Annotated in this window: 18 protein-coding genes; 7 read left to right on the top strand and 11 right to left on the bottom strand. The window is 54.1% G+C overall.

Annotation, left to right across the window (positions count from 1 at the left end; translation table 11 throughout):
* Positions 1-93: 93 nt before the first annotated feature.
* Genes F459_RS0105495 through F459_RS0105485 form a run of 3 tightly spaced genes read left to right on the top strand, consistent with a single transcriptional unit; the run spans position 94 to position 5,707 of the window.
* Positions 94-1,335: a metallophosphoesterase family protein gene (locus F459_RS0105495; protein ID WP_020611734.1), complete on the top strand. Its 1,242-nt coding sequence runs from the start codon at positions 94-96 to the stop codon at positions 1,333-1,335.
* Positions 1,332-4,376, top strand: a complete 3,045-nt coding sequence (locus F459_RS0105490; RefSeq protein WP_020611733.1) for an AAA family ATPase — start codon at positions 1,332-1,334, stop codon at positions 4,374-4,376. Before F459_RS0105495 ends, F459_RS0105490 begins: the two co-directional genes overlap by 4 nt.
* On the top strand, positions 4,373-5,707 hold the full coding sequence (locus tag F459_RS0105485; RefSeq protein WP_020611732.1) for a diadenylate cyclase: 1,335 nt from the start codon (positions 4,373-4,375) through the stop codon (positions 5,705-5,707). Before F459_RS0105490 ends, F459_RS0105485 begins: the two co-directional genes overlap by 4 nt.
* Before the next feature lie 27 nt (positions 5,708-5,734).
* Here the strand turns inward: F459_RS0105485 and F459_RS0105480 are convergent, their stop codons facing one another.
* The 11 genes from F459_RS0105480 to F459_RS0105430 all read right to left on the bottom strand — a co-directional run bounded on the left by F459_RS0105480 (position 5,735) and on the right by F459_RS0105430 (position 19,619).
* Positions 5,735-6,178, bottom strand: coding sequence for a CBS domain-containing protein (locus F459_RS0105480; protein WP_020611731.1), 444 nt, complete (start codon positions 6,176-6,178; stop codon positions 5,735-5,737).
* A gap of 47 nt (positions 6,179-6,225) precedes the next feature.
* The gene (rsmD, locus tag F459_RS0105475) at positions 6,226-6,759 is read right to left on the bottom strand and encodes a 16S rRNA (guanine(966)-N(2))-methyltransferase RsmD (protein ID WP_026294908.1); all 534 of its coding nucleotides are present in this window, start codon (positions 6,757-6,759) and stop codon (positions 6,226-6,228) included.
* 9 nt (positions 6,760-6,768) lie between these two features.
* On the bottom strand, positions 6,769-8,892 hold the full coding sequence (gene recG / locus F459_RS0105470) for an ATP-dependent DNA helicase RecG (protein ID WP_020611729.1): 2,124 nt from the start codon (positions 8,890-8,892) through the stop codon (positions 6,769-6,771).
* A gap of 12 nt (positions 8,893-8,904) precedes the next feature.
* Positions 8,905-9,492 carry a YggT family protein gene (locus tag F459_RS0105465; RefSeq protein WP_020611728.1) on the bottom strand — a complete coding sequence of 196 codons (588 nt, stop codon included), beginning with the start codon at positions 9,490-9,492 and terminating at the stop codon, positions 8,905-8,907.
* Between the two features lie 19 nt (positions 9,493-9,511).
* Positions 9,512-12,937, bottom strand: a complete 3,426-nt coding sequence (gene dnaE, locus F459_RS0105460; RefSeq protein ID WP_020611727.1) for a DNA polymerase III subunit alpha — start codon at positions 12,935-12,937, stop codon at positions 9,512-9,514.
* A 62-nt stretch (positions 12,938-12,999) separates the two neighbouring features.
* Positions 13,000-13,860 (bottom strand): FAD binding domain-containing protein, encoded by an 861-nt coding sequence (locus F459_RS0105455; protein ID WP_020611726.1) that lies wholly within the window; start codon positions 13,858-13,860, stop codon positions 13,000-13,002.
* Entirely contained in the window at positions 13,853-14,329 is a 477-nt protein-coding gene (locus tag F459_RS0105450) for a (2Fe-2S)-binding protein (protein ID WP_020611725.1), read from the bottom strand. Before F459_RS0105450 ends, F459_RS0105455 begins: the two co-directional genes overlap by 8 nt.
* Entirely contained in the window at positions 14,329-16,386 is a 2,058-nt protein-coding gene (locus F459_RS0105445) for a xanthine dehydrogenase family protein molybdopterin-binding subunit (RefSeq protein WP_020611724.1), read from the bottom strand. Before F459_RS0105445 ends, F459_RS0105450 begins: the two co-directional genes overlap by 1 nt.
* 5 nt (positions 16,387-16,391) lie before the next feature.
* Positions 16,392-17,579: a DegT/DnrJ/EryC1/StrS family aminotransferase gene (locus F459_RS0105440; RefSeq protein WP_020611723.1), complete on the bottom strand. Its 1,188-nt coding sequence runs from the start codon at positions 17,577-17,579 to the stop codon at positions 16,392-16,394.
* A 17-nt stretch (positions 17,580-17,596) separates the two neighbouring features.
* Complete coding sequence (locus F459_RS0105435; RefSeq protein ID WP_020611722.1) at positions 17,597-19,072, bottom strand: polysaccharide biosynthesis protein; 1,476 nt, start codon at positions 19,070-19,072, stop codon at positions 17,597-17,599.
* A complete protein-coding gene (locus tag F459_RS0105430; RefSeq protein ID WP_026294907.1) occupies positions 19,065-19,619 on the bottom strand; it encodes a transcription termination/antitermination NusG family protein in 555 nt (184 codons plus the stop codon). The genes F459_RS0105435 and F459_RS0105430 overlap by 8 nt, the downstream gene beginning before the upstream one ends.
* 147 nt (positions 19,620-19,766) lie before the next feature.
* Between F459_RS0105430 and F459_RS0105425 the strand changes: the two genes are divergently transcribed.
* The 4 genes from F459_RS0105425 to F459_RS0105410 are packed head-to-tail and all read left to right on the top strand — an operon-like array spanning position 19,767 to position 24,965.
* Positions 19,767-20,240, top strand: a complete 474-nt coding sequence (locus F459_RS0105425) for a hypothetical protein (RefSeq protein ID WP_020611720.1) — start codon at positions 19,767-19,769, stop codon at positions 20,238-20,240.
* Between the two features lie 25 nt (positions 20,241-20,265).
* Complete coding sequence (locus F459_RS0105420; protein WP_020611719.1) at positions 20,266-22,092, top strand: SPOR domain-containing protein; 1,827 nt, start codon at positions 20,266-20,268, stop codon at positions 22,090-22,092.
* Positions 22,093-22,101: 9 nt separating this feature from the next.
* Positions 22,102-24,207: an NAD-dependent DNA ligase LigA gene (gene ligA / locus F459_RS0105415; protein ID WP_020611718.1), complete on the top strand. Its 2,106-nt coding sequence runs from the start codon at positions 22,102-22,104 to the stop codon at positions 24,205-24,207.
* A complete protein-coding gene (locus tag F459_RS0105410; protein ID WP_020611717.1) occupies positions 24,207-24,965 on the top strand; it encodes a TylF/MycF/NovP-related O-methyltransferase in 759 nt (252 codons plus the stop codon). Before ligA ends, F459_RS0105410 begins: the two co-directional genes overlap by 1 nt.
* The last annotated feature ends 15 nt before the right edge of the window (positions 24,966-24,980 follow it).

The raw sequence follows: 24,980 nt of genomic DNA, 5'->3' as shown, positions 1-24,980 counted from the left end.
ATGAGGGAGGCAAATCGTCAAAACTCTTCGGAATTCAAGGTGGAATTCAACGCCGCTTGTAATTTTTTCAAAGAAAGGTACACTGGAGAAAGCATGAAAATACTGCATACTTCAGATTGGCACCTCGGTAAGCGCCTGGGCCGTTTCAGCCGCATGGAAGAGCAGGCCGATATTCTGGATGAGATCTGTTCCATTGTTGATGAGCAAAATCCCGACCTTATTATGCTCTCAGGGGATCTTTTCGATGGATTCAACCCTTCGGCCGAGGCAATTGAGCTGCTTTACCGGACACTCCACCGCATGTCCGGCGGCGGGAAAAGAGTGATTATCGCCATCGCCGGCAATCATGATTCACCGGATCGAATCGAATCGCCCGACCCCCTTGCAAGGATCAGCGGCATTTTTTTCCTCGGTTATCCCGAGACTCGAATCAAGACGTGCCGACTGGAGAGCGGCTGGGTGGTGGAGAGCCCCGAAGCGGGGCTGCTTCGCCTTCGAAAAGAGGGGCGGGCGGAGCTGCGAATCATCGCCACCCCTTATGCCGGGGAGGTTCGACTTCGTAAGGCCATCGATCCGACACGGGGAGAGGAACAGATTAGGGCCATTCTTCGTGATCACTGGAAGAATCTTGCCGACCGTTTTTTCGATGATGGGGGCATTAATCTGATGATGGCACATCTTTTTTCCGCCGAAGCCGAGAGCCTGCCCTTCGACGAGCTTGAGGAGGAGGGAGAGCGGCCCATTCTTCATCCCGGAGGCCTTGAGCTGATTCCCTTTTCCGCCTTCCCAAAGGATGCCCAATATGTTGCTTTGGGCCATCTCCACCGTCCGATGCTTACGCAGTATGGCAGGAGCACCATTTGCTACAGCGGCAGCCCCTTGGCCTATTCTCTTTCCGAAAGTGGCCAGCAGAAACAGGTTGTTCTTGTCGATCTCGAGCCTGGGAAGGCTGCAAAATGCGAAGTGGTGCCCCTTTGTTGCGGTAGGGCCCTGTGCCGGGGGCGTTTCAAGACGCTTGAAAAGGCCCTTGCCTGGCTTGGAGAACATCAGGAGTCCTACGTGGAAGTGACGATGGAGGTCGATCACTATCTCGAGACAGGAGTGCGGGACGCCATCCATGATGCCCATCCACGGGTGCTTGCGGTTGTTCCCGAACTGCAGAAGGATTCGGGGATTTCGACCTCAAGACAGGAGGAGATAGATATCGACGCCCCTCTTGAACGACTTTTCACCGAATACTTTCGCGGCCGAAACAACGGTGCCGATCCGGAACCCTATCTGCTGGAGCTGCTCGCCGAGGCCGTTTCCGCAGGAAACGAGGAGCCAGGAGTATGATACCGCTGCAGTTGAAGTTGAAAGGCTTTTATTCCTATCTCGAGGAGACGGTGATCGATTTCAGGCCCCTGACCGCCGCAGGTCTCTTCGGTATTTTCGGGCAGGTCGGCAGCGGCAAGAGTTCCATTGTCGACGCAATCGGCTTTGCCCTCTACGACCAGAGCGAGCGCCTCAATCGCCAGGAGAAGCGCCACTACATGCACCTCTCCGCCCGCGAGATGATCGTTGATTTTACCTTCCTTGACGGAGATGGAGAGTACCGCTTTCTTGTCTCCGGAAAGCGTTCCGGCAAGGGGGACAAGGCCCCGAACTACAATCGCTCCGCCTATCGGAGGGAGGGAGAGGCATGGATTCCCTTTGCCGATGATCGGGATAGGGGAACAGGGAATGCGGCGGAGCTGCTGGGCCTCAGCTATGAAAATTTTCGGCGTGCGGTGGTTATCCCCCAGGGCTCCTTTCAGGAGTTTCTCCGGCTTTCGGGTAAGGAACGGACGGAGATGCTTCAGGAGCTTTTTCAGTTGGATCGTTTCGACCTCTACAGACCCGTAACGAACCTGCTTTCGGATGCTCGTCGCGATTGTGAACGCATCGAAGAGCGTAAGCGGCTGATTGTCGAGGAGGAGGGCGAGAGTTCCTCTGAACTCGAACGACATCTGTCTTTGCTCAAACAGGAGCTTGATCGGTTGACGGGAGAACTCAAAGATCTGCGTGCCTTCACCGCCCGCCAGGAGCAGGCTCGTCAACGGGCCGAGCGGCTTGCCCTATTGAAAGGACGTCTTGCAGAGCTACAACTCACCGAACCCGAGTGGAAAAAACGGCGCCTTGGCCTTGAACGCTTCGATGCGATCACCCGGGAAGTCTTGCCCCGAAGGACGGAGATGCTTGAGGTTCGCAAGCGGATGGGGACCCTTGATCTCCGTCGTCTGGAAAATGAGACTGCTCTTCGTACAAGCAGGGAGGAACAGCTCGGCTGCGAAGAACGCTATCGGGAGCTTGAAGCCGCAATGGAGAATCGCAGGGAAAATGCTGATGAGGCCGAAGCCCTGGAGCGGATTCTGGCATTCAGGCGGTTGGGTGAGAACCTGCGGAAGGCAGAAGAGGCGTTTGGAGACTTGCAAGAACGGGAGCGCCTTCTTATCGAACGTAGGCAGGAGCTTCTCACACGGCGGGGAGAGGTTCAAAAGGAACTGCTGGAGCTCGAAGAACTGGCAGAAGAAGAGGGCGAACTTTCCCTTCTCGGACAGTGGTATGCCAAAGCCGATGCTTTACAAGAGGAGAGCAAACGTCTCTCTTTTGAGCTTGAAGCGAATGGGCGGAAGGCCGAAGCGCTTCTCCAGCTGCCGCGATCTTCGGCATCCGAAATTCCCGGACTCTCCTGCTCCGTAGATGATGCACCTGAGACAATCCTCGAGGCCTTGAGGCGCCGGGAACGGGAAATTGAAGATCGTTTGACGACGATTGGTATTCGCAGTCATCGAAGCTTGCTTGTCGAAGGGGCCCCTTGTCCGCTCTGCGGTTCGCTTCATCATCCCGTTGCCGAAAAGAAGGAGGCGTTTGAAGCCGAAGCAGAGGGGGAAGCTGAAAAGCTACAATCACTGCTTCCCATGGTTCGAAAGGCTGCTATCGAACGTGGTAACGCCCTTTCCAAGGCCGAGGTACATCTGGACCGAGTCCGGCAACTGACTGCGTCCCTGGAAGATGTGCAGGAGCGAACAAGAGAGCATCTCAATACCTTTTGCTGGGACCGTTTCGATCCCGAGGAGCGGGAGCCCTGGAAGCGGGCGACGCAAGAGGCCGAAGCCCGATCGCGGCAGGGCCGTCTGCTGCGAGGCTCCTTGGATGGCGTCAACGGCGATCTTGAATCTCTTGAGCCCGAACTTACCGCAACACGTGATGAGAAATCCGCTCTCCTTGAGAAGATTGCCGGTGAAAAGGGGCGGAGTACGCTTCTTCGGGAATCGATCCCGGACGAACTTTTTACCATATGGGGCGATACGGACGGCGGGGAAGTCGCGGCCCGTCGTGAGAAACTCCAAGCCGATGTTGAGGGTTTGGAGATCCGTTTTGCCCAGGCGCGCCGGGAAAGAGAGACCAGTACCCTGCGTGTAAGTACCTTGACCGGTAGTCTCGAGGAGCTGGGACGGAGTCTTGCGGAGGAAGAAGCGCGTTTTGACCGGCTGCGAGAAGGTTTTCTGCCGATGCTTTCCGACCATGGTTTCGACTCCGAAGAGGCCCTCGATTCCTTTCTACAAAGGTATGAAAAAGCCGATGATGAGCGGGAGAAGATAGCAACCTTCGAAAAGGAGCTCCATGCCACGCGGGAGCAGCTTCGAGAGGCAATCGATGAGGCCGGTAGCGAGGAGTTCAACGAAGAGGGCTACCGAGAGGCCCTGTTGAGCTGTGAAGAGAAAGAGGTGCGGGAAAAAAGACTTTGGGAGGAGCTTGCCACGCTCAAGGAACGACATAGCAGGAGCCTTCGCCAGGAGGAAGAGCTCCGTCGATTGGAAAAAGAGGAGCGGGTGCTTTCCCGTCGCCGTGAAGCCCTTTCCCTGCTTCAGAATATGATGAAGGGGAACGGCTTCGTTCGTTTCGTTTCGACTCGCTACCTGCGGGAACTCTGTGCCAGAGCAAATAGACGGTTCCTTCCTTTGACGGGTAAAAGTCTCGCTCTCGAGGTCGACGAGAACGGGGACTTTCAGGTGCGGGACCTCCTTAACGGGGGTAAACTCCGATCCATCAAGACACTTTCCGGCGGGCAGACCTTTCAGGCCGCCTTTTCCCTTGCCGTCTCCCTTTCCGAAAGCGTGAGAAGGGGAGGAGAGAGCTTCTTTTTCATCGATGAAGGCTTTGGCTCGCTGGATAACGAGGCCCTCGGCCAGATCTTCGAAACGCTCAAAACCCTTCGGCGGGAGAGAAGTATCGTCGGGATCATCAGTCATGTCGAGGCCCTGCAGGAGGAGATCGATACCTCACTGATCGTACGGCGGGATCCTGTGCGCGGAAGTATGATAAGCTTTAGTGAAGGAGGGCGGGGATCATGACCTCATTTGGCAGGATGCTGGATACCGACCGTATCCTTATCGTTAAAGCCGATAGGCTTATAGACAAGAAAGAGCTGCTTTCCCTTCTGTGTGAGCGGATCAGCAAGGCTTGGGACCTCGTAGGATCTGAGCAACTTCTTACCCTGGTCCATAAGCGGGAAGAGACCTTTTCCACCCGCCTCGGACCGATGCTGGCTGTTCCCCATGCTGTTATTCCGGGTGGAGAGGAGAACCGGATGGCTGCGGCCGTGATTCCCAATGGTGTGGAATGGGATTCCGATACCGACTACCCTGTCCGTCTGGTTTTTCTTCTCGTAGGGGGGCAAGAGGATCATCTGAAATTGCTCAGCGAATTGGCGGCCGCATTGCAGGACGAAACCTTTTTGCTTAGATTGACGACTGCTACCTCTCCCAAGGCCTTTCTTTCCGTTTTCCGAAGGAGGGATGAGGGCCCTGTTCATCCATTCGTTCACCGTCACCGTGATCTTTCGGCAGCCATCTTTGAACAGGCCCTTCGTCTTCGGGATGCTGTCGATGGTGCCAGAATTATTCTCCATGCCGATGCCCTGGGAGACGGCGAATATATTGACGAGTTGATTCACGGAAAAAATGTCCTTGTTGTGAGCGGCGGGGAGACCCTCTTCGATGCATCGTTCCTTGAGCGCTATAAGCCGATAATCATGCCCTTCAGGGGGGTCAGGCGTTCGATCCATGTCCAGTTTATTCTCCTCTATCTCCTTGGCCGAGGGGTGATAGGTGAAGACGATCTCATTGTGAATGCCTATGGAAAGCCGGGGTCGGGCTTTCTCGATTCAATCAGATTGAGCCATCTAAAGCGTGAACTTAATCTTCCCTTTTCCCCTCAATCGGGAACCTTCCCCGCAGATCTCGAGCTTTCCACCTTCACACGTATCCTGCAACTCGCTTCCCAGCTTGCCGCCGAAGGAAGAGAGGGAAAGCCGGTAGGTACCCTCTTCGTCGTGGGAGATCAGGCCGGTGTCTATCCCTATACCAGGCAGATGATTGTTAATCCCTTTCACGGTTATGCCGATAGCGATAAAAACATCCTCGATCCGGGTATAGAGGAGACGGTGAAGGAGTATGCCAAGATCGACGGGGCCTTTATCATACGGGGCGATGGCACCATTCTTTCTGCCGGAACCTTTCTGTCGGGTCAGCCGACGGCCGACGAAATGCAGTCCGGCCTAGGTGCACGGCATGCTGCAGCTCAGGGCATTACCGCGGTGAGCAAAGCACTGGCGATAGCAATCTCGGAATCGACGAGAAAGGTGACGGTCTTCCAATCGGGGAGACGAGTGATGGAGCTATAGCGTACCGCTTTACCGCTTCCTGTTGCTTCAATTGTCCCAGATATATTGTTCCATCTTTGCAATGAGGAAGTCCTTTTCGGTGATGACCGCCTTAACGATATCGCCGATGGAGATGATACCAATCAGTGCGTTGTTTTCCATTACCGGAAGATGACGGAATCGTTTTTTCGTCATCAGGGCCATGCAGGTCTCGACTCCCGTCTCCGGTTTTATGGCGACAACCTCCGTGGTCATCAGTTCCTTTACGGGAAGGTCGCGGGGACACTCTTGGCTTCCAATGGCTCCGATGGTTTTTCTTGCATAGTCGCGTTCGGAAAAAATACCGATCATCTTTTGCTGCTCGTCAAGGACGACAACCGCACCGACATTTTTCTCACTCATCAGGTTCAGTGCCTGAAATACCGTAGTCTCGGGCCTCACCGACCAGATATCGGCCCCCTTTTGTGCCAGAAGGTCTTTGATTGTTTCCATTTTGTACTTCCTCCTTACCTAAGTATGTGAAAGTAGGACGCTTTCCGTCAAACTTCCGGACGAAAAAATCGCAGCAAAGACCTGCCGTAGCGTCGTGTATCGTAGCAGACAAGGGTTCCGACCTTATCCGGCCACTGTTCTTCGGCGGGATGGTGGATCAGAACCTTTGTTTCGTCCGTTATAAGTGAGGAATCGGAGAGCTTCTTGATGAGATCGATTTTTCCGGGCATGGGGAAGGGGGGATCGAGATAGATAATATCGAACGAGCCCCTGCCACGGCGTAAAAAGGATTCCGCCGACATCATCACCAGGGATATCTTCGATTCAACTATTTCGATGTTTTCCAGGATGGTTTCCCGTTTTCCCCTGTCGTTTTCCACCAATACGACGGGTTCGGCTCCCCTGCTTGCCGCTTCGATGCCGACCAAACCGGATCCCGAAAAGATGTCGAGAAACGAGTAGCCGTCGAGAGGTCCGAGGATGCTGAACATCGACTCTCTCATACGATCCATGGCGGGGCGGATGACCCCCTTTGGGCAGCGCACCCTGCGGCCTCGATATGTTCCACCGGTAATTCTCATCTTTCTAAGCTACCCTTCGGAGGCGATTGAGACAAGATCATCAAAGGGAGGGGCGACGGTGTAGAGCCGCTTCAAAACCTGATGATCGGCGTGTTCGAGTTCTAAATCGCCCGAAACGATAGCCGTCGCCTCCTTTCTGCTTGCTTCGAGGATTTCCCCATCTTTGAGCAGGTCGGCAAACTGAAGATTCAGAACTCCCGCCTGCCTCATCCCCGAGAGCTCTCCTGGTCCCCGTAGTTTCAGATCTTCCTCGGCAATGACAAATCCGTCGTTATTTTCCTTCATGATGCGAAGCCGCTGCTTGCCCGTTTCCGTCAAACCCTCGGAAAAAACGAGGAAACAATAGGATTGGCGGTCGCTCCGGCCCACCCGTCCTCTGAGCTGATGCAGGGCCGAAAGCCCGAATTGTTCCGCATGTTCGATCACCATGCAGCTGGCATTGGGGGCGTCCACGCCGACCTCGACGACGCTGGTTGCAACAAGGATATCAAGTTCTCCGGAAAGAAACCGTCCCATCTCCCGCTCCTTTATCTCCTCATCGATGCGGGAATGAAGAAGGGCGATCCTCCTTTGGGGAAAAATCTCCTCCCGCAGCAGACGGTACATACTCTCCGCACTGTCGATCTTTTCCCTGCTTCCCTCTTCGATCAGGGGGTAGACGAAATAGGCCTGTCCCCCCCGTTCGAGTTCCTTCTCCACCGCGGCATAGACCTTCGGCCTGTTTTCGACCTTTGCAAGATGGGTGATGACCGGTTTCCTTCCCGGCGGCATGGTTTTGATGACCGATACCGCAAGGTCTCCGAAGGCGGTGAGAGCCATGGTTCTGGGAATGGGCGTGGCGGTCATCGTCAGAAGGTCGGGAAATTCCCCCTTGTCCAAAAGTCCCTGCCGCTGCATAACCCCGAACTTATGCTGTTCGTCGATGATACAGTAGCGCAGGCGGCGAAAGCGAACGGAAGAGGAGAAGAGGGTATGGGTCCCAACCACAAGATCGATTTCTCCCTCCTGAAGGGCGACAAGAAGCTCCTTTCTTGCCGGGCTTGGTATACTTCCGGTGAACAGGGCTATTCTCACCCCAAGAGGGGCAAGTATTCTGGCGCTGTTTTCCGCATGCTGACGGGCAAGAAGTTCGGTCGGTGCCATGAAGGCAACCTGATAGCCCGCTTCGATGATCGGCAAGGCGGAAAGGAGGGCCGTGAGGGTTTTCCCCGATCCGACATCCCCCTGCAGGAGCCTTGCCATGGGGTAGGGCCGTTTCAGATCTTCTATGATCTGTCCGACCGCCTGCTTCTGATCGGCGGTGAGAGGAAAGGGAAGTTCCCCGATACAACGATCGACAAGGCCTGCTTCCAAGGCCAAGGAGGGACGTTCCCTGCGTTTGCGAAGGGCCGCGCGTCTTGTGACGGCACATTGCAGATGAAAGAGCTCATTGAAGGCGAGGGCCTTGCGGCCCTCCTCCGGCTCTTCGATCCGGCGAGGACGGTGAATCATGATCAGTGCCTCGGCAAGATGGGGCAGTCCGTAATCCCGGCGTATTGCTTCAGGCAGTTCATCATCCACGAATTTGCCGAAGCCCTCCATCGCCTGCTGCATTAAGTCTCGCAGAGCCCCTTGCGTCAATCCCTCGGTAAGGGGATATACCGGCAGGATGGAACCAATGCCTCCTCGTCCCGAGATCTTCGGCACCTCGCTAAGATAATTCTCTTCCCTGGTGAGGGGGTACTTCCCTGCGGGAACGAAATCAAAGGAGGCTGCCTGAAGTTCTCCAAAGCGATGCTGGAGCGGTGCATAGAGGAGAATATGCGCACCAACAGGCAGTTTTCCGGCCAGGAAATTCCGATTAAAGCAGAGCAGCACGGCAACTGAGGTTTCATCCCGAACAAAAACCTTCAGCGTTTGATTATGAGGTTTTCCAAACCAGTCGTGGGCGACAATTTCCACCACGGTGAGAGCGGGCCTGTCATCGGTGGCCCGGACTATGGGAACAAGGCGGCTCCGGTCCTCCCATTGTCTGGGCAGCAGACGGAGCAGATCGGCAATATGCCTTACCCCAAGACGGGCGAGTCTTTCCGTACTTTTTTTACCGACTCCGTGGAGCACGGTGACCGGCTTGCGCAACTCTCCCAGGAACATCTGTCTTTGAACTTATACCGGAAGGGCCTGCAGGACGTTGTATAGCAGACCGAAGAGTACTTTTCCCGCTATATAGAGAACCAGAAGCGAGGCCCCTGTGGTTGCAAGGATGGTCTTATAGGTAACAAATCGTTTGCGGAAAAAAAGCCTTCGCGTTTTTTCCAGGATAGGAGCGATTAGAAGATCCACGGTGCGGGCGAAGGGGCCCACGCTATTGGCTCCGCTGAGCCCCATGAAAAATCGTATGGCGGTTAAAATGATGAAGAGACTCAACAGAAAGGAGACGACCGACCATAGGGCGGAGGTGATGACTGCCAAAACAATGCCGAGGCTCAGTCTCCCCTCCCTGATGAACTGGGATGCAAAATCGATCAGTACGACGATGACAAGCATAGCCGCTACCGGAGAGAAGTCGATCGCGGAAAAACGAAGGAATTTGATCTTCTGGAAGATGCGGAGATAGGGGTCGGTGGCCGCTGCAAGGATACGGTAGGCTTTACCGTAATCGACCCCCTGAAACCAGGTGAGCATCACCCTGATCAATATGAGCAGAAGGTATCCTGAAAGTACTCCGATAAAAATTTTCAATCCAAGAATCATGCATTGCTCCTTGATGATGTCATGCGGTCCAGACATCTTCGATATGAGGATGGCTTCTGATTTGATCGAGGGCGTCGTCCTCCGAGGAGAGGGATATCTGTCGGTTTACCTGTATGATGGTCTCGCCCTGACCGTTTTTCTTTACTATGTGAAAATAGACGGGGCAGGCGCCCTGAAAATCCACCAGAAAGGAACGAAAACCGAGCAGTTTTTCCTCGGTACAGAGGCCCCTGTCGATTCTTATATGGACTTCATAGCCGCCTTTGACCTCAATCTCCGAGGGATCGGAGAAACTTTCCAGCAGCAGTTTCGGCTCACCCCGGGAGAGGTCCATCTTTCCCGTACAGGCAATCACCCCGTCGGTCTCAACCTTGTCCCGAATCTGCTCCCACAGCTTACTGAAGACCACAGACTCGATCTTTCCGTTGTAATCTTCCAGCTGGAGGAAGGCCATCGGCCGACCTTTTTTCGTGATAATGGTTCTCAGGGATGTCACCATGGCGATGAGGGTATAGGTCCGTTCGGGGATGAAACGGTTGGGTCGGGAAAGGTCGATATTGACGGCACTTTTCCAGCGGTCCTTGAAGTCGTCCATGGGATGACCCGAGAAATAGAAGCCGAGAAGCTCACGCTCTCTTCGTAAAACCTCCATCTTTGGAAGGGGCTCTGCGGGAGTAAGTTCTATCTTCCAGGGCATCTCCTCTTCGTTTCCATCGTCGAAAAGGCTCGACTGGCCGAATTGCTCGCCCTCTTTCTTTTTGCTTACCACCTCCATCACCCGTTCGAGGTTCTCCAAAAGGGTTGAGCGGTTTACACCAAAACTGTCCAGTGCGCCACATTCTATCAAGGTTTCCAGGACCTTGCGGTTTACGGTCTTCATATCGACCCGATCCAGAAGATCGAAGATATCCTCAAAGGATCCCCCCTCTTCACGGGCCCGGACAATCTCTTCCACTGCGTTGGTTCCGACATTTTTGATGCCAATCAAGCCGTAGACGATCTTTCCATCGCTTACCGAGAAATTTTTCTCGGAGATGTTGACTTCGGGAGGCAAAAGGTCGATTCCCATGGTCTTTGCCTCGCCGATGTAGAAAGCAAGTTTATCGGGGTTGTTTATTTCGTTTGTAAGGTTCGCGGCCATGAATTCGGCTGGATAGTTTGCCTTTAGATAGGCGGTTTTATAGGCCACCACCGAGTAGGCAGCCGCATGGCTCTTGTTGAAGCCGTAACCGGCAAAGGGAACGAGCATCTCGAAGATTTCGTCGGCGTGTTCCTTTGTATGTCCCTTCTTTACCGCCCCCTCGATGAACTCGACCTTCATCTTTGCCATCTCTTTGACTTTCTTTTTTCCCATGGCCCGCCGGAGAATGTCTGCTTTTCCGAGGCTGAAACCACCGATGATCTGAGCGACCTGCATAACCTGTTCCTGGTAGACAATGACACCGTAGGTCGGTTTGAGTACCTCTTCGAGGCTCGGATCCGGATAGCGAATCTCCTGCTCTCCGCTCTTGGATGCGATGTACTGGGGGATGTACTGCATCGGTCCGGGCCTGTAGAGGGCGTTCAAGGCGATGAGATCTTCGATGCTGGTCGGATGGGCCTGTTTGAGGATGTTCTGCATCCCTGAGCTTTCAAACTGAAATACACAGGTACTCTTTCCCTCTCCCAGAAGTGTAAAGGTGGCGGGATCATCCTCCGGGACCCTTTCGATGTCGAAATCTTTATCCCGGCGATGGATGAGGTCTTCGGTGTGTTTGATCAGGGTAAGGGTTTTCAGCCCGAGAAAGTCCATCTTGACCAAACCGCACTCCTCAAGCTGGTCCATGGTGAACTGGGTGGAGATGGATCCGGTCTTGGAGTCTCGATAGAGGGGGACATATTCGGTCAGGGCTTTTCGGCCGATGACCACACCGGCGGCGTGGGTGGAGGCGTGGCGGGAAAGCCCCTCGAGCCTTCGTGCTGCATCGATCAACTCGCCGTAGACCCCTCCCTGGTCCATAAGCTCTTTGAGTTGCGGTTCCTGTTCCAGGGCCTTGTCGATGGTGATTTTGAGGTCGTTGGGAATCAGCTTGCTGATTTTATCCGCCTCGGCAAAAGGAATATCCAGAACCCTGGCAACATCCTTGACCACCGCCTTTGCCTTGAGGGTCCCGAAGGTGATAATCTGTCCGACCTTGTCTTTACCGTATTTACGGTTGACATAGTCGATCACCTCCTGACGTCGTTCGAAGCAGAAGTCAACGTCAAAGTCGGGCATCGATACCCGTTCCGGGTTGAGAAACCGCTCGAAGAGCAGCTGATACTTGAGGGGATCGATATCGGTGATGGTCAGGGCGTAGGCGACGATGGAACCGGCGCCGGAACCCCGTCCCGGGCCGACGGGAATGCCGTGTTGTTTTGCATAGTGAATAAAGTCCCAGACGATGAGAAAGTAGCCGGGAAAATGCATACTGTTAATGATTCCCAGTTCCTTTTCGGCCCGCTGGACAATTTCGTCGGTCAGGGTCGTATAACGATTTTTTAGGCCTTCGAAGGTGAGGTGACGGAGATAGTCTCCGAGATTTTCGAATTCGGGAGGTATCTCATACTCGGGAAGTATGGGCCCGGGGAGATCGATTTCCAGGTTGCACTGTTCTGCAACCCTCAGGGTATTGGACAGGGCCTCGGGAATTTCCCTGAAGGTTTCCGCCATCTCTTCCTGACTTTTCATGTAGAACTGATCGGAGTGGAAGCGCATCCGATCCTGTTCCCTTCGCTTCCGGTTGGTTCCTATGCAGAGGAGAATATCCTGGGCACTTGAATCGGCCCGATCGAGATAATGGATGTCGTTGGTTGCAACCAGAGGGATTCCCGTTTTCTTCGATATACGAACCAGTTCTTTATTGACGGTCTTCTGTTCGGGAATACCGTGGTCCTGCATTTCGAGGAAAAAGTGTTCTTTTCCAAACAGCTCACGGTAGTAGTTCGCCTTCTGCTCCGCTTCTTCGGCCTTTCCATTCATGATCATTGACGGAATTGCCCCGGCAAGGCACGCAGAAAGAGCGGTCAGACCGCCGTTGTACTGTTCGAGCAGCTCGTCGTCGATACGCGGTTTGTAGTAAAACCCCTCGGTATAGCCGCGGCTGCAGAGCTGGATAAGGTTTTTATAGCCTTCGCTATTTCTGGCAAGAAGCACCAGGTGCTGGTACCGGTTTCCTTTCTCGCTTCCGTTTTTTACGTGGCGGGAACCTGGGGCGACATAGACCTCGCAGCCGATGAGCGGGTTGATCTCATGGGCCTTGCACGCTTTATAAAATCGGAGAACGCCGAACATATTGCCGTGATCGGTGATTGCAAGATGTTTCATACCGAAGGAGACCGCTTTTTCCACCATTTTATCGATTGGAGCGGCTCCGTCGAGAAGGCTGTAGTCTGTATGATTGTGTAAATGGACAAAATCAGGCATGTGGATCCTCTGTTTGTGAATATACCCCGCTCTCCCTGCTTCTGTAAAGTATGGGGGGGATTTTAGTCCGGTTCCCGTAGCACGTGGATGAACCAGTCGAAAAGCTCCCGCGCCCTGTTTTTCTGGAAGGATGATATTCCGGGGCTTTCGGCAATGGTTTTTTCCATCATTGCGAGGGCTTCTTCACGCTCCTTACGTGCAAAGGGTACCTTTTTGCCCGAAAGGAAGGCTTCCAGCTCGCGATTACGTATCACCAGCGGCGAAAAGGTACCGAAGGCACAGCGAAGATCGGAAACCGTCGCCTTGACGATTTTCCCGGTGCAGCAGAAGCTCAAAGAGCTCCGCAGGTCGTTCATTGGTGTTCCGATCTGGCGAAAATAACCGAGGTCCCACTCTTCAAAGGGAATACGTATCCTGGTGATGAGTTCTCCGCTGTCGAGGCTGGGGTTACCTGCCCGGTCGAAGAGCCGCTGCATCGTGATCCAACGATTTCTGCCCTCTCTTCTTAGTTCTATGCGGGCATCCAGAAGAAGAAGAATCGGATATGCGTTTAGTCTCAGGCCCCGTACGGCAAGATTGCCTCCGAGGGTTGCCAAATTTCTCAGGGGCATGGGGCGGAGTAGCGAAAGCCCCTGGCTGAGGGCTGTGGGCAGTACATGCTGACCGACCTGAAGGATCTTATTGAAGGGAACTGCGGCTCCTATTTCCAAATAACGTTCGGTTCTGCTTACCTTTGCAATCTCACTCACCATTGCAAGGCTGATGATCTTTTTGGGCCGTGCATATTGGGGATCGTTTTTTCGTAGGCCGCCGATAGCTGTTCCGCCGGCCCAGAGCAGGGCATTGGGATTTTGGCGATAGATGGCCAAGAGTTCAGCCATGTTGCCGGGCAAAAAGACCCTTGGGGCGATACCGCTAAGCACGGAGATGCCCCTTTATGATACGCCCTGCGCTCCTGATCGCCTTGACAATCTTTTCAGGATCGGTGCAGCTACAGCTCTTCCCGGAAAAAGCATCCAGAATTTCAGCTTCCTTTGGTTCAAGAGTTCGTTCAAGAATGCTGTAGGCGATGAGCATTGTCGAGGGCCTGCAGTAGTCGCAGGGGTGATAGTCGGCCTCGGCAAAGGCAGCCAGAAGGTCTTTGTATTCCCTCTTTTCCCGCAACCCCTCTTCGGTGATGATGTCGGCCCCGGGGGTACGAAACATGGGGACGAGACAGGACTGGATGGGAACGCCGTCTACCAGCACCGAGCATATGCCGCATAGCCCTCCCTCGCAACCTCGTCTGACAGAGGCTATATGAAAAAAGTTGCGAAGGACGTTTATAAGCATCTGTTCCGGAGCGGCATTGACCGTGACCGCTTTACCGTTAAGAAGAAAGCGAAATTCCATTACTCCTCCTCCCTTTTTGCCATGAATGAGTGGATCAACTCGGGAGTAATGGGAAGCGTGTCCAGATAGATTCCCGTGGCCTGGCTTACGGCAGACACAAAGGCCGAGGGGAAAAGGGCCCCGGGGATCTGGGCGACACCGGATGGTTGTGCCGTTTTATTTTCGAAAAAAGAAATCTCGATGGGGTACATCGACAGCTGCTCCGTCTCTTCAAATATTCCCGCCTCCCTTGCTCTTCTGCTTATTAGGAGGTCTCCATTTGTGCATCGTCTCAGACTCCTTGTGATTGCCGTTCTCACGGCTGATGATGCCTCTTTTCGGTCGTATACGTTTCCACAGTCTATGGCACACCAGATTCCCCGGATTGAGGGTTGCCAACTGAAGGGGTCAAGATCTACTTCCACCACCATCGCTCCCCAGGTAAGACGATGGAAGGGCGTCCCTTTGAGTTTTTCTCTGTCCCATACCGCCTGAGAGGGGGCGCGAAAGTTTTTCCTGACATTGATAGGCAGGGGGACATTAAAGCGTTGCCGTTTGATGGCATTGCAGCATTGCTCCACCAGGGCGGTTGTCACGGAAAGGCGTTGTCCACACACCAGGGGGCCGTTACCGCCGAGATCCTGCCAGATTGGATCAATGTCGATCAGTTCCGGATTAATGCCGAGAATTTCGCCGGCCCGATGCTTCCACAGGGCTTTTACCGAACCGGGAAAGGCACCTGCCCTGGTCTGGATGGTGAGTTTGTCGTTCTTGTCGAGGAGTACCGAGACGCTCCAAGGCTCTCTTCCCGCGGGTTTTGCGGTAAAACCGTCTCCGGTAAAGCCGCTGGCAATGCCTATGCCCCGGAAAATCCCCCCTCTTCCCGGAATTGCGGGCCGTTTCTTCATCAGCTGGTAGGCGGCATGCTTTCTGTGAAAGTCCGAAGCGGAGCAGACCTGTTCGATGAGAAGTCGATCACTTCTCTTTTTAAGGCTTCCGCCTGTTGGAATTCGCTTCTTGTCCGCAGCCTCCAGCTTCCTGTCTGCGGGATCTTTCCCAAGGAGCTGGGCGATTCTCGCTTCATGGACCTCTCTGGAAAAGAGACCGGGAATGATGCCGAAGCCACAACGGAGTCGGGTAGGGGAAAGAGAGGTTTTTACTCCGCGGGCCCTGATCAAGGTATTCGGGGTATAGCGGCTTCCCGCGATCCCGATAACCAGCCTCGCCAGCATCTCTTTAGATAAAAAGGAAAAAGCTCCGAGATCGATGGAGGCATCGATGTTTTCTCCCACAACGTTTCCCTTTTCATCAAGGGCTGTCTGAAAGGCGATCCGGCTTCTGGGAGAACGGAGAAAGGGAAGGGGCGCGGGAGGTACATCCCAGGCAACCTTCACCGCCCTGCCGGTAAAGCGGCATCCCAGGGCCGCCCAGACTGCAATGAGGCTGGGAAGCATGATCTTTTCGCCGTCGGTTGGAAAGGGATTGACCGGTTTGATCCTGATCATCGTCTGTGGGATATCCAAAACCTCGGAGACGCTTTTCTTTACCTGCTCAGGCCAGAGGCTGCTTACCTTTATCTCAAGGACCCCTTCCTTCTCCACCGCCAAGGCTCCTATCGGAGCCATGGCATCCCGGATCGGATCCTGCTGGAGGTATTCGCCTTCGACAATTTGATGGGCAGCGGCAAAGGCCTTTTCCATACTGCCCCTTTTTAGGATTGTCTCCTCGTAAAATTGCTCTTGCCTTGGGTGGTCGAAGTCGTCAAGGGTATAGTTGCTTTCGTAATCAATGATGATCTGTTTTTCCGCTTCTTCCAGGACTTCGGGGGCCTCGCCGAGGATAAGACAGATGGCTTCACCTTCGTAGTGTACCTCGCTTCCCGAAAGCACAGGCATCTGTTCTCCATATATTTCCATGCTCTTGGTTCCTGGAATATCGGATTCCTTGTAGAGAAACAGGCCTGGCGCTTGGTCGGGGTATCTGATCGAAGCGATATTTCCCTTGGGGATGGTTGAAAGGATGGGCCGAAGGTAGAGCATTCCCGGCTCACTAAGATCGTCGGCAAATCCCATGCTCATTGAGTTTACGCCCTCCTACTGTTTGGAGAAAGGAGCTCCTTGATCGCCTCGACAACCCGCTCAACCTGTCCGTCGCTCATGGAGGGGTAGATCGGCAGGCTAAAGCAGCTGTTTGAGACCGCCGTGGCAACGGGAAATTGCTCCGGACTAAGATTATAGCGGCTACGATAATAGGGCATGAGGTGAAGGGCGATGTAATGGACGGAGGTTCCGATACCCCGGGCTTTCAATGCCTCCACCATCCCGTCCCTGTCGATTGCCGAATATCCGGGGCGAAGCCGCACGATGAAGAGGTGCCAGGCATGGTCCTCTCCCCGGCCGGGGGGCTTCGGTAGTTTCAGCGCCTCTATGCCTCCCAATTCCGCTTCATAATAGGAAGCAATACGGCAGCGCCTTTCCTTGAATTCCTGTGCCCGTTTCAGCTGAACCCTTCCGATGGCGGCGGCAAGATCCGTGAGATTGTATTTGTACCCTGCATCAACCACCGCATAGCGCCAGGAGCCTTTCGAAGAGGTGTAACGATCCCAGACATCACGATCGATACCGTGCAGGCGCATCACCGACATCCGTTTTGCCAACGCCTCATTGTCGGTGACAACCATTCCCCCCTCGCCGGTAGTAATAGTCTTCGTTGCGTAAAAGGAAAAGACACCTGCATCACCGATGGTCCCTGCCGCTTTTCCCTTGTAGGAGAGGGGAAAGGCGTGGGCCGCGTCTTCAATAACAAAAAGTCCCCGTTTTTTCGTCTCAGTCATTATCCGGTCCATTTCGGCCATCCTCCCTCCGAGATGAACCGGTATCACCCCTTTTACCTTCGGTTCTCTTTCGAGAATTTCGGCAACGCATCGGGGATCGATGGTTAATGTTTCCTCATCAATATCCGCAAAAATAGGGTCTGCACCGAGGTAGCGCAGAATTTCTGCGGTCGATGTAAAGGTAAAGGGCGACGTAACAACCTTATCACCGGGGGAAACCCCCAGGGCCTCTGCCGCAAGATGCAGTCCGGCCGTGGCCGAGTTTACCGCCAGGGCCGAGTGTGTCGACACCGCTTCGGCAAACTCCTTTTCAAAGGAAATAGCCTCCTTTCCAGTCGTAAGCCACCCACTTCTCAAGACCCGAAGGACTGCCTCCTCTTCCTCCCTGCCGATATCGGGAAGGGCGAAGGGAATGGGCTGTTGTTCCTTTGTTTCCATGTGACCCTCTTGCCTCCTTAATACTCGGGCTCGTTCGATACCGGAATCAGCGACGGGAAATGTGGAGCGAGGATCTCCTTGAGCCGCTTTCTGTTGCGATACTCCTGTTCCTTCCCCCCGATAAGAAAACAGACGCTTCGAAGCTCACTCAATAGCTCTTCAAGGTCTGATTGAAGGTTCGCCTGGCGTTTGAGTCTAAGAATACCGGGAAAGTCGGTCGCTTCGGTGGATTCCGATTCGAGCCAGAGCCGTTCGGTCAGTTTTTCTCCCGGCCTCAGTCCTATGTAGCGGACGGCGATCTCTTCGTGTGGGCGGTAGCCGTAAAAGCGTATCATCTGCTCTGCAAGCTCCTTTATGGAAAGGGGTTCTCCCATATCCAGGATATAGAGGCTGCCTCCCTCTCCGACCCCACCGGTTTTGAGCACGAGGGAAGCGGCTTCCGGGATGGTCATGAAAAAACGGGAGACCTTTGGATCTGTGATGGTCACCGGCCCCCCCTTCAGTATCTGTTTTGTAAAGAGGGGAACGATGCTGCCTCTGCTGGCAAGTACATTCCCAAATCTGACGACCATAAAGGCCCCGCCGCCGCGTCCGTTTCTGCTTAGTACGATTTCTTCCGCAATGGTCTTTGTCGCTCCGTATACACAGGAGGGGGCTACGGCCTTATCGGTAGATACCAGCACAAAGCGGCTGGTTCCCGCCTCCAGGGCCGCATCCACAATGTTGAGGGTCCCAAATACGTTGTTTTTTATCCCCTCTACCGGATTCGCTTCGGTGAGCGGGACATGCTTGTAAGCGGCGCAGTGAAAAATAACATCCGCCCGGAGCCGCTTGATAATGAAATGCATATAGTCGCGGTCTTTTAGATCTCCAATAACGGGCACGATGGTGGCCGCTTCGCCGACTCCCTCTTCCTGGAGGAGTCTCAGTTCCTTCTCTATTTCATAGACATTATTTTCACCGTGGTCGAAAAGGTATAGACGCTGAGCTCCTCCCGAAAGAAGCTGCCTGGAGAGCTCTCCCCCGATACTGCCGCCGGCTCCCGTTATCAGGACCCGCTTTCCCCGAAGGTAGAAAAGACTCTCTTTTAAGGGAATAAGGACCGGATTGCGGCCCAGCAGATCCTGGGCACTCAATTCCCGCGTTTGAATCAGGTGGGCGTCTCCGTCGACGATCTGACTGATTCCCGGAAGGATTCTGATTCTTTCAAGATCTGCACGTTTTAGGGCGAGGTATATCTTCCTCAGCTGCTCGCCGGTGGCCCCGGGGACCGCAATAAGCGCCTCCTGAACACGGTTTCGCTTCAGAATATCCGGGGCCTCCATAACAGGCCCTTCCACAGGGATCCCGTCCAAAAGGCCCCCGACCTTTTTGCCGTCATCATCAAGAAAAACAACAACCTTTCCAAATACGCCCTTATGTTCTATCTCCCCGGCAATTTCCCTACCGGCAAAACCCGCGCCGACGATGGCAAGACGTTTTTCCTTACTCATGCTCTTTACCTTCTGCTTTTTTGATCCCATCGAAAGCGAAATCTATAAGAAACGACTGCTCGTAAAGCATCAGCTCTATCTTCGCCCGCCCTTTTCGTTTGTTCACTTTTCTGATGTTCCCCTCTAAGCCCTTCATGGGGCCGCTTAGCACTACGATTCTGTCTCCCGTTCCAAAGGTGACCGTCGACGTTCCGACAACCTCACCATAGTTGAGAAAGTGAACCAATAGTTCTTTCGATGCCCCTGTCAGTGGTTCTATGTCGTAATTACTCTTAAGAAATCGTATAAAACCGCTGTTCTTTTTCAAAAGCCAGTACACCTCTGGTTCCAAACTTTCTGCCTGCCAGAAAAGGTATCCGGGGAAGATCGGGGCCTGTTCCTGTGTCGTTTTACCTCGTTTTCTGATTTTGAGGCTTCTTCTCGGCCACAGCAGTTTACCGATGATCTTTACTCCCTGCTCTTTTTCGAACTGGGCGATTGCGTTCTCGGCGAGCTGCATAAACCTTTTTTCCTGGTGGGTAATCACCTGCATTGAATAATAGTTCATTATGATACTCTGACAACTCTATGAAAATAGCATGGAAGAGGTGCCGGTGCAAGCGGAGCAAGGATTTTCCCATTCTCTGGTTATCCTTTCAAAAAAAATGTCGATATTCTGAGATAGAGAAGCATTATGCGGAAAGGAGATGTCCTTATGCACCGAAATTATGCAAAACGGGTGGTAGTGCTCGGCGTGATCCTCTCATCCATGGTCCCTCTGTTCGGTTTCGGCGAATCCATTCTCGTTTCGACCCACTATCCCGGGGCAAAGCTGTTTGGGAAGGAGGTCGCCGTCTTGTGTGAATCTGGTATCATGAACAGGCTCTTTGGGGCGGGGCATCTTGTCTTCTCGACCGAGGTGAATGAGGTGGCCTATCATCAAGACTTCGAAGCCAGTTCGGTCAGAATCGCTAAAAATTGTGGTGCACAGTACCTGCTTGAGGTCAGAATTGACTTTGCAACTACAGTTGCGGATATCAACGACCCCGAAAAAGCCGTGTACCGTCTCTACGATGTTGCCGAAGATCACGAGCTGAGTGAAGGAAGCTTCCCCTTTTCCGAGTCGGACGAGGAATCACTTGAAACAGCAGGGGCCGGGCTTGCTTCGGCGGTCTTGGAACGGCTGTAACGGCGTGATATGTGAGGAGTAAAGTATGAAACGTTTGAGAGTCATGACAACCATTCTCATGGTGACATGTCTGTCGCTGAATACCGGTACGCTTATCGGACAAGGTGAAGTTTTCGAAGGGAGTATTGCCGTCGGCAATTATGGCAGATTACCTGCCTCCGGTCTCTATGCCGCCTCCAATGCCTTTCCCAAGAATAGTACCGTTCGAGTGACGGATGCCTCTTCCGGGAAGAGTGTGGATGTTCTGGTCGTCGAAGGCCTCAGTAATCCCAACATTTTTTTACTTTTAAGTCCCGAAGCGGCAGAAAAGGTGGGGATGGCCTCGGATGATGTGATCAGGGCTTCCGTTCTTGAGATTCCTGCAGGAGATCCTGTTCCCATAAGTAGTACAGCCGAACAATCCGTTAATCCCGATCCCGATATCAATCCAGCGGCTTCTGTTCCTTCCGATGGAGAACAGGCGATGATCGCCGCTTTTATTAAAGAGGAGCTGGCCGCTGCCGATAGCGCAGAAGCCGAAAATACAGAGCTTGGCGGTCCGAAGTCTTCCGAAGCGGAAGCGGTCAAACCTGTCGTAAAAGAGGGAGAACCGAAAGAGGCAGCGGCAACTCCCCCGGCTGAACATACCAGTGAACCCGATATTCCCAGGGCGATAGCTCTTTCAGAGCGTCTTCCCGACGATGCTTCGAAGGAGTGGGTCGGTGTCGAAAGCCCGGATTTGCCCCAACCTCCAACTGGTTCCCCGGTTGAGGCATCCTCGTCTGCGCTTGATAACAGCGGTCCCGTCATAGCCTCTCTTCCTTCCGGAACGGAACCCTCTTCGGTTGAATCGGGATATGGCTGGTCGTCGCTTCCCGAACCCGAGGTGAGGGAAGGGGACCAGGCTCTTGCGGCTGAAGGTTCTGCTGGTGAAGCTGCCTCCTCTTCCAGACCGGTAAGGATCCTTGCTCTTCCCGTTCTCACAGCAGAGGCCGATGGGACCGGCTGGGATCGTGTCGATACCCCTCTCGTGCCTCGGCCTCATGAAGACCGGCTGATGGCAGGCAAGGCTCCTACGAACGGATCCTACCGGATTGCGGTATCAGATCTGCCTCCGCTTCCAGAGTCGGCGGAATCGATTTCTTCCGGCCTTCTTCTTGCATCAGCCGAAGAACGGGTCGCTCCCGAAGCCGAAGAGCGTGCCGATGTTTCGGCTCTTGCCGAGCCTTCCCTTGTGGAAAAGGCTGAGGAGCCGGGAATGGAAGAGATAGCTGCGGGGCCGGTCCTTGCAGAGAATGAGGGCCCTCGTCCGCCTGCCGAAACGGAGTCTGAAAAGGATGCCGGGGCTGCGGTTCCCACCCCTCCCGAACGACAGATTGCCTCTGTGATGGTCGACGAAGGTAAAAGTGCCGGTACCATACCCGAAAATGCCGAACTTGTAATCGAAAGCGCCGACGCCAGGCCGCCCCAGGTCGATACGGCGGAACTTGATGCTCAGGAAGCGTCAAAGAAAGCGGCAATCGAAACGCTCCCCGAAGCCGAGAAAGCGGCTGTGGCGGTCGATACATCTTCCGAGTCGAAAGCGACTTTACCCCAAACGACTTCCGCACCGGTGCCCATCGATTCCTACCTCGTCAGGAACCTGGATGAGCATGCCTACTATCTGCAGATCGCGGTGGTTAAAGAGGCTGATGCGGCGGGAAGACTTGCACAATCCCTCGCTTCCACCTATCCTGTAACCATCCATCCCAAAGATGATGGAGCCGGCTATCGTGTGATGGTGGGGCCTTTACGCAAGGACGAAAGCGGCGCACTACTGCTCAGTTTCAGAGCCGGTGGTTACCGTGATGCATTTTTACGAAAGGGGAACTAAACCGCGGCAATGAACGACGAGGTACAGAAAGAGAAGGCAACCGAGGAGATCCGCAGGCTTGCGGATCTCCTTTTCCGTTATAACCGTGCCTACTATGTTGAAGGCAAGCCTGAGGTTTCCGATACCGAATACGACCGGCTCTTCCTTCGGCTTCAGGAATTGGAAGAGCAGTGGCCGGAACTAAAACGTGAGGATTCTCCTACCCTTCGGGTCGGAAGTGATCTTTCTTCCGATTTTCCGGAGGTGGAACACCGCGTTCCCGTGCTCAGTCTGGATAAGGCCTACAGTGTCGAAGAATTACTCGGCTGGATGGGGCGCACCAGCGGCAGGGAGGCTTCGGGTCTCTCCTTTGTCGTCGAAGAGAAGATCGACGGGGTTTCCATTGTACTTTACTACCGGGGCGGGATCCTGGAAAAGGCCGTCACCCGGGGAAACGGTTATGTCGGTAACGATGTAACCGACAATGTCAGGACCATAGGTTCCGTGCCTCTCCGTCTCACCGAAGCGGTTGATATTGCGGTGCGCGGTGAGATCTATCTGCCCAAGGCCTCCTTCGAAAGCCTGAATCGGAAGATGGGAAATCTTTATGTGAATCCCCGAAATCTCGCCGCCGGAACCCTTCGGCGGGTTAAAAGCCGGGAAGTCGCAGAGGTACCCCTTACAATCTTTGTCTATGAAGGGTTCTTTTCCGACAGACCCAAAAGTCATCTGGAAATTCTGGAATATCTTCAATCCCTCGGTTTTAGGACCAATCGACGTGTCGGGATCTTTACCAACCGAACGGACCTCGCCGACTTTTCCAGGCGCCACCCTGACTGGCAGAGCGGAACATGGGATGAGCTTGAAGGGTATGTGCGTACGAGTACCGAAGAGCGGGGAAGCCTCGACTATGAGATCGACGGTCTTGTCGTTAAAATAAATGAGCTGGATGTGCGGGAGCACCTCGGTTATACGGGACACCATCCCCGCTGGGCCATCGCATACAAATTTGAAAGCCCTACCGGCACTAGCACCATCAAGTCGATAGATATCCAGGTGGGACGCACCGGGCGAATCACCCCGGTCGCACGGGTGGAACCAGTATTTGTAGGTGGTTCCACCATCAGCAACGTCACCCTCCATAACCAGGACTACGTTGATATGCTGGAGATTGCCGTGGGCGACCAGGTGAGTATCTCCCGCCGTGGCGATGTGATCCCCGCGGTTGAGGAGGTGGTGGCAAAGAACGAAAGCGGAAATCCCGTCTGGAACATGCCCCTTCTTTGTCCCTCCTGCGGAAGCAGCCTGCAAAAGAAAGGGGCCCATCATTTTTGCCTGAATCCCTCTTGTCCCGACCAGGTGCGAGGACGACTTTTCTTTTTTATTGCCGCAGGGCAGATGGATATCGATGGTTTAGGCCCCGAAACGGTAGACCTTATGATACGGGAGGGCTTCGTCAGTGAGCCTGCCGATCTTTACCGGTTCGATTATGAGAGTCTGCTTTCCTACCCGGGCTTCGGCGAAAAAAAGATCGAGGCGATAAGGCGGGGGCTTAAGAAAAGTCTTACGCGCCCCTTTCATACGGTCCTTGCCTCCGTCGGAATCCCGGAAATGGGAAAAAAGGTTGTCGAGTTGCTCATCTCCGCCGGTTTTCGTTCCATGAAAGCTATCTATGCCCTTGTGGAGCAAAAAAATCGCGATGACTTGATTGCGGTAAAGGGTATAGGTGAAAAGACCGTGGATACAATCTTTGAAGAGCTCGGTCGCGAGGCTGTACGTAAACGGATCGATGAGCTTGCCCAGGTCGGTTTGGCAATGGAGGAAGAAGAAAAACTCTCCATAGCCTCAGAACAGCTTATCTTCGCCGGGCAGAGTTGGTGTGTCACCGGGAGTTTTCGGCACTTTAATCCCCGGGGCAAGGCCATGGAACTGGTCTCCCGTTTCGGAGGATCGGTGGTAAGTTCGGTCTCGGGGAAGACAAGCCACCTCCTTGCCGGAGAAGGGGGAGGCAGCAAACTAACAAAGGCTAAAAGCCTTGGAGTGGCGATCCTCTCCGAGGAGGAGTTCCTCGACTTGCTTGCATCTGCCGGAATCGAAATTCCCTCTGTCGATGCCTCGGGAAAGGGAGCTTCATAATGGGGCGGTCCATCGGTGAAGATGAGCGTGCCGCCGCCGAACTGCTCCGGGGCCGGGGCTGGGGAGTCGAGGCTCCCATGCAATTTCGTTCCGACATGGAGGAAGGCTTTTTCGCTCTTTGGCGCCGGGTCGAACCCTTTACCATGACCAGCCTTGAGCGGGGTTACGCCCTCTATCGCAGTGTCCTTCACCTTTTGAACCGAAAACTTCCCGGTTCTTTCATCGAGTGTGGGGTTTGGAAGGGGGGGTCTGCCCTCCTGATGGCCCTGACCATCCTTGCGGAGGGGGCTACACCGAGGGATATCTATCTGTTTGATACCTTCCGGGGCATGCCCGAACCGGGAGAAGAGGATAAGATCGCCTGGAGCGGCGAGTCTGTCAAAGGGCGATGGAAGCGGCAGGACTTTGCCGACTGGGCAGTGGGCAGGAAGGAGGTGGCCGAACGTATTCTTTCCACAGGCTATCCCCCGCAGCGGCTCCATCTTGTTGAGGGGGATGTCGAAGAAACCCTTCCCCCCTTTTCCCGTGAAACGGGGCCCGTCGCCTTGCTTCGTCTCGATACCGATTGGTATGCATCTACCCGAGTGGAGCTCGAGGTGCTTTATCCCCGCCTGCAGCGGGGAGGGGTTCTTATTATCGATGATTACGGCCACTTTACCGGTGCACGAAAGGCCGTGGACGACTATTTTGGAGAAAGGGAAGATGTCCCTCTTCTTTCCCGGGTCGATTATACCGGCAGGGTGGGGGTAAAACCCTGATATGCCTTCCAAAAA

The organism is Sediminispirochaeta bajacaliforniensis DSM 16054 (assembly GCF_000378205.1).
Lineage (GTDB): Bacteria > Spirochaetota > Spirochaetia > DSM-16054 > Sediminispirochaetaceae > Sediminispirochaeta > Sediminispirochaeta bajacaliforniensis.
Note: the sequence above shows the minus strand (reverse complement) of the source record. Positions and strands in the feature narration are given on the sequence as shown.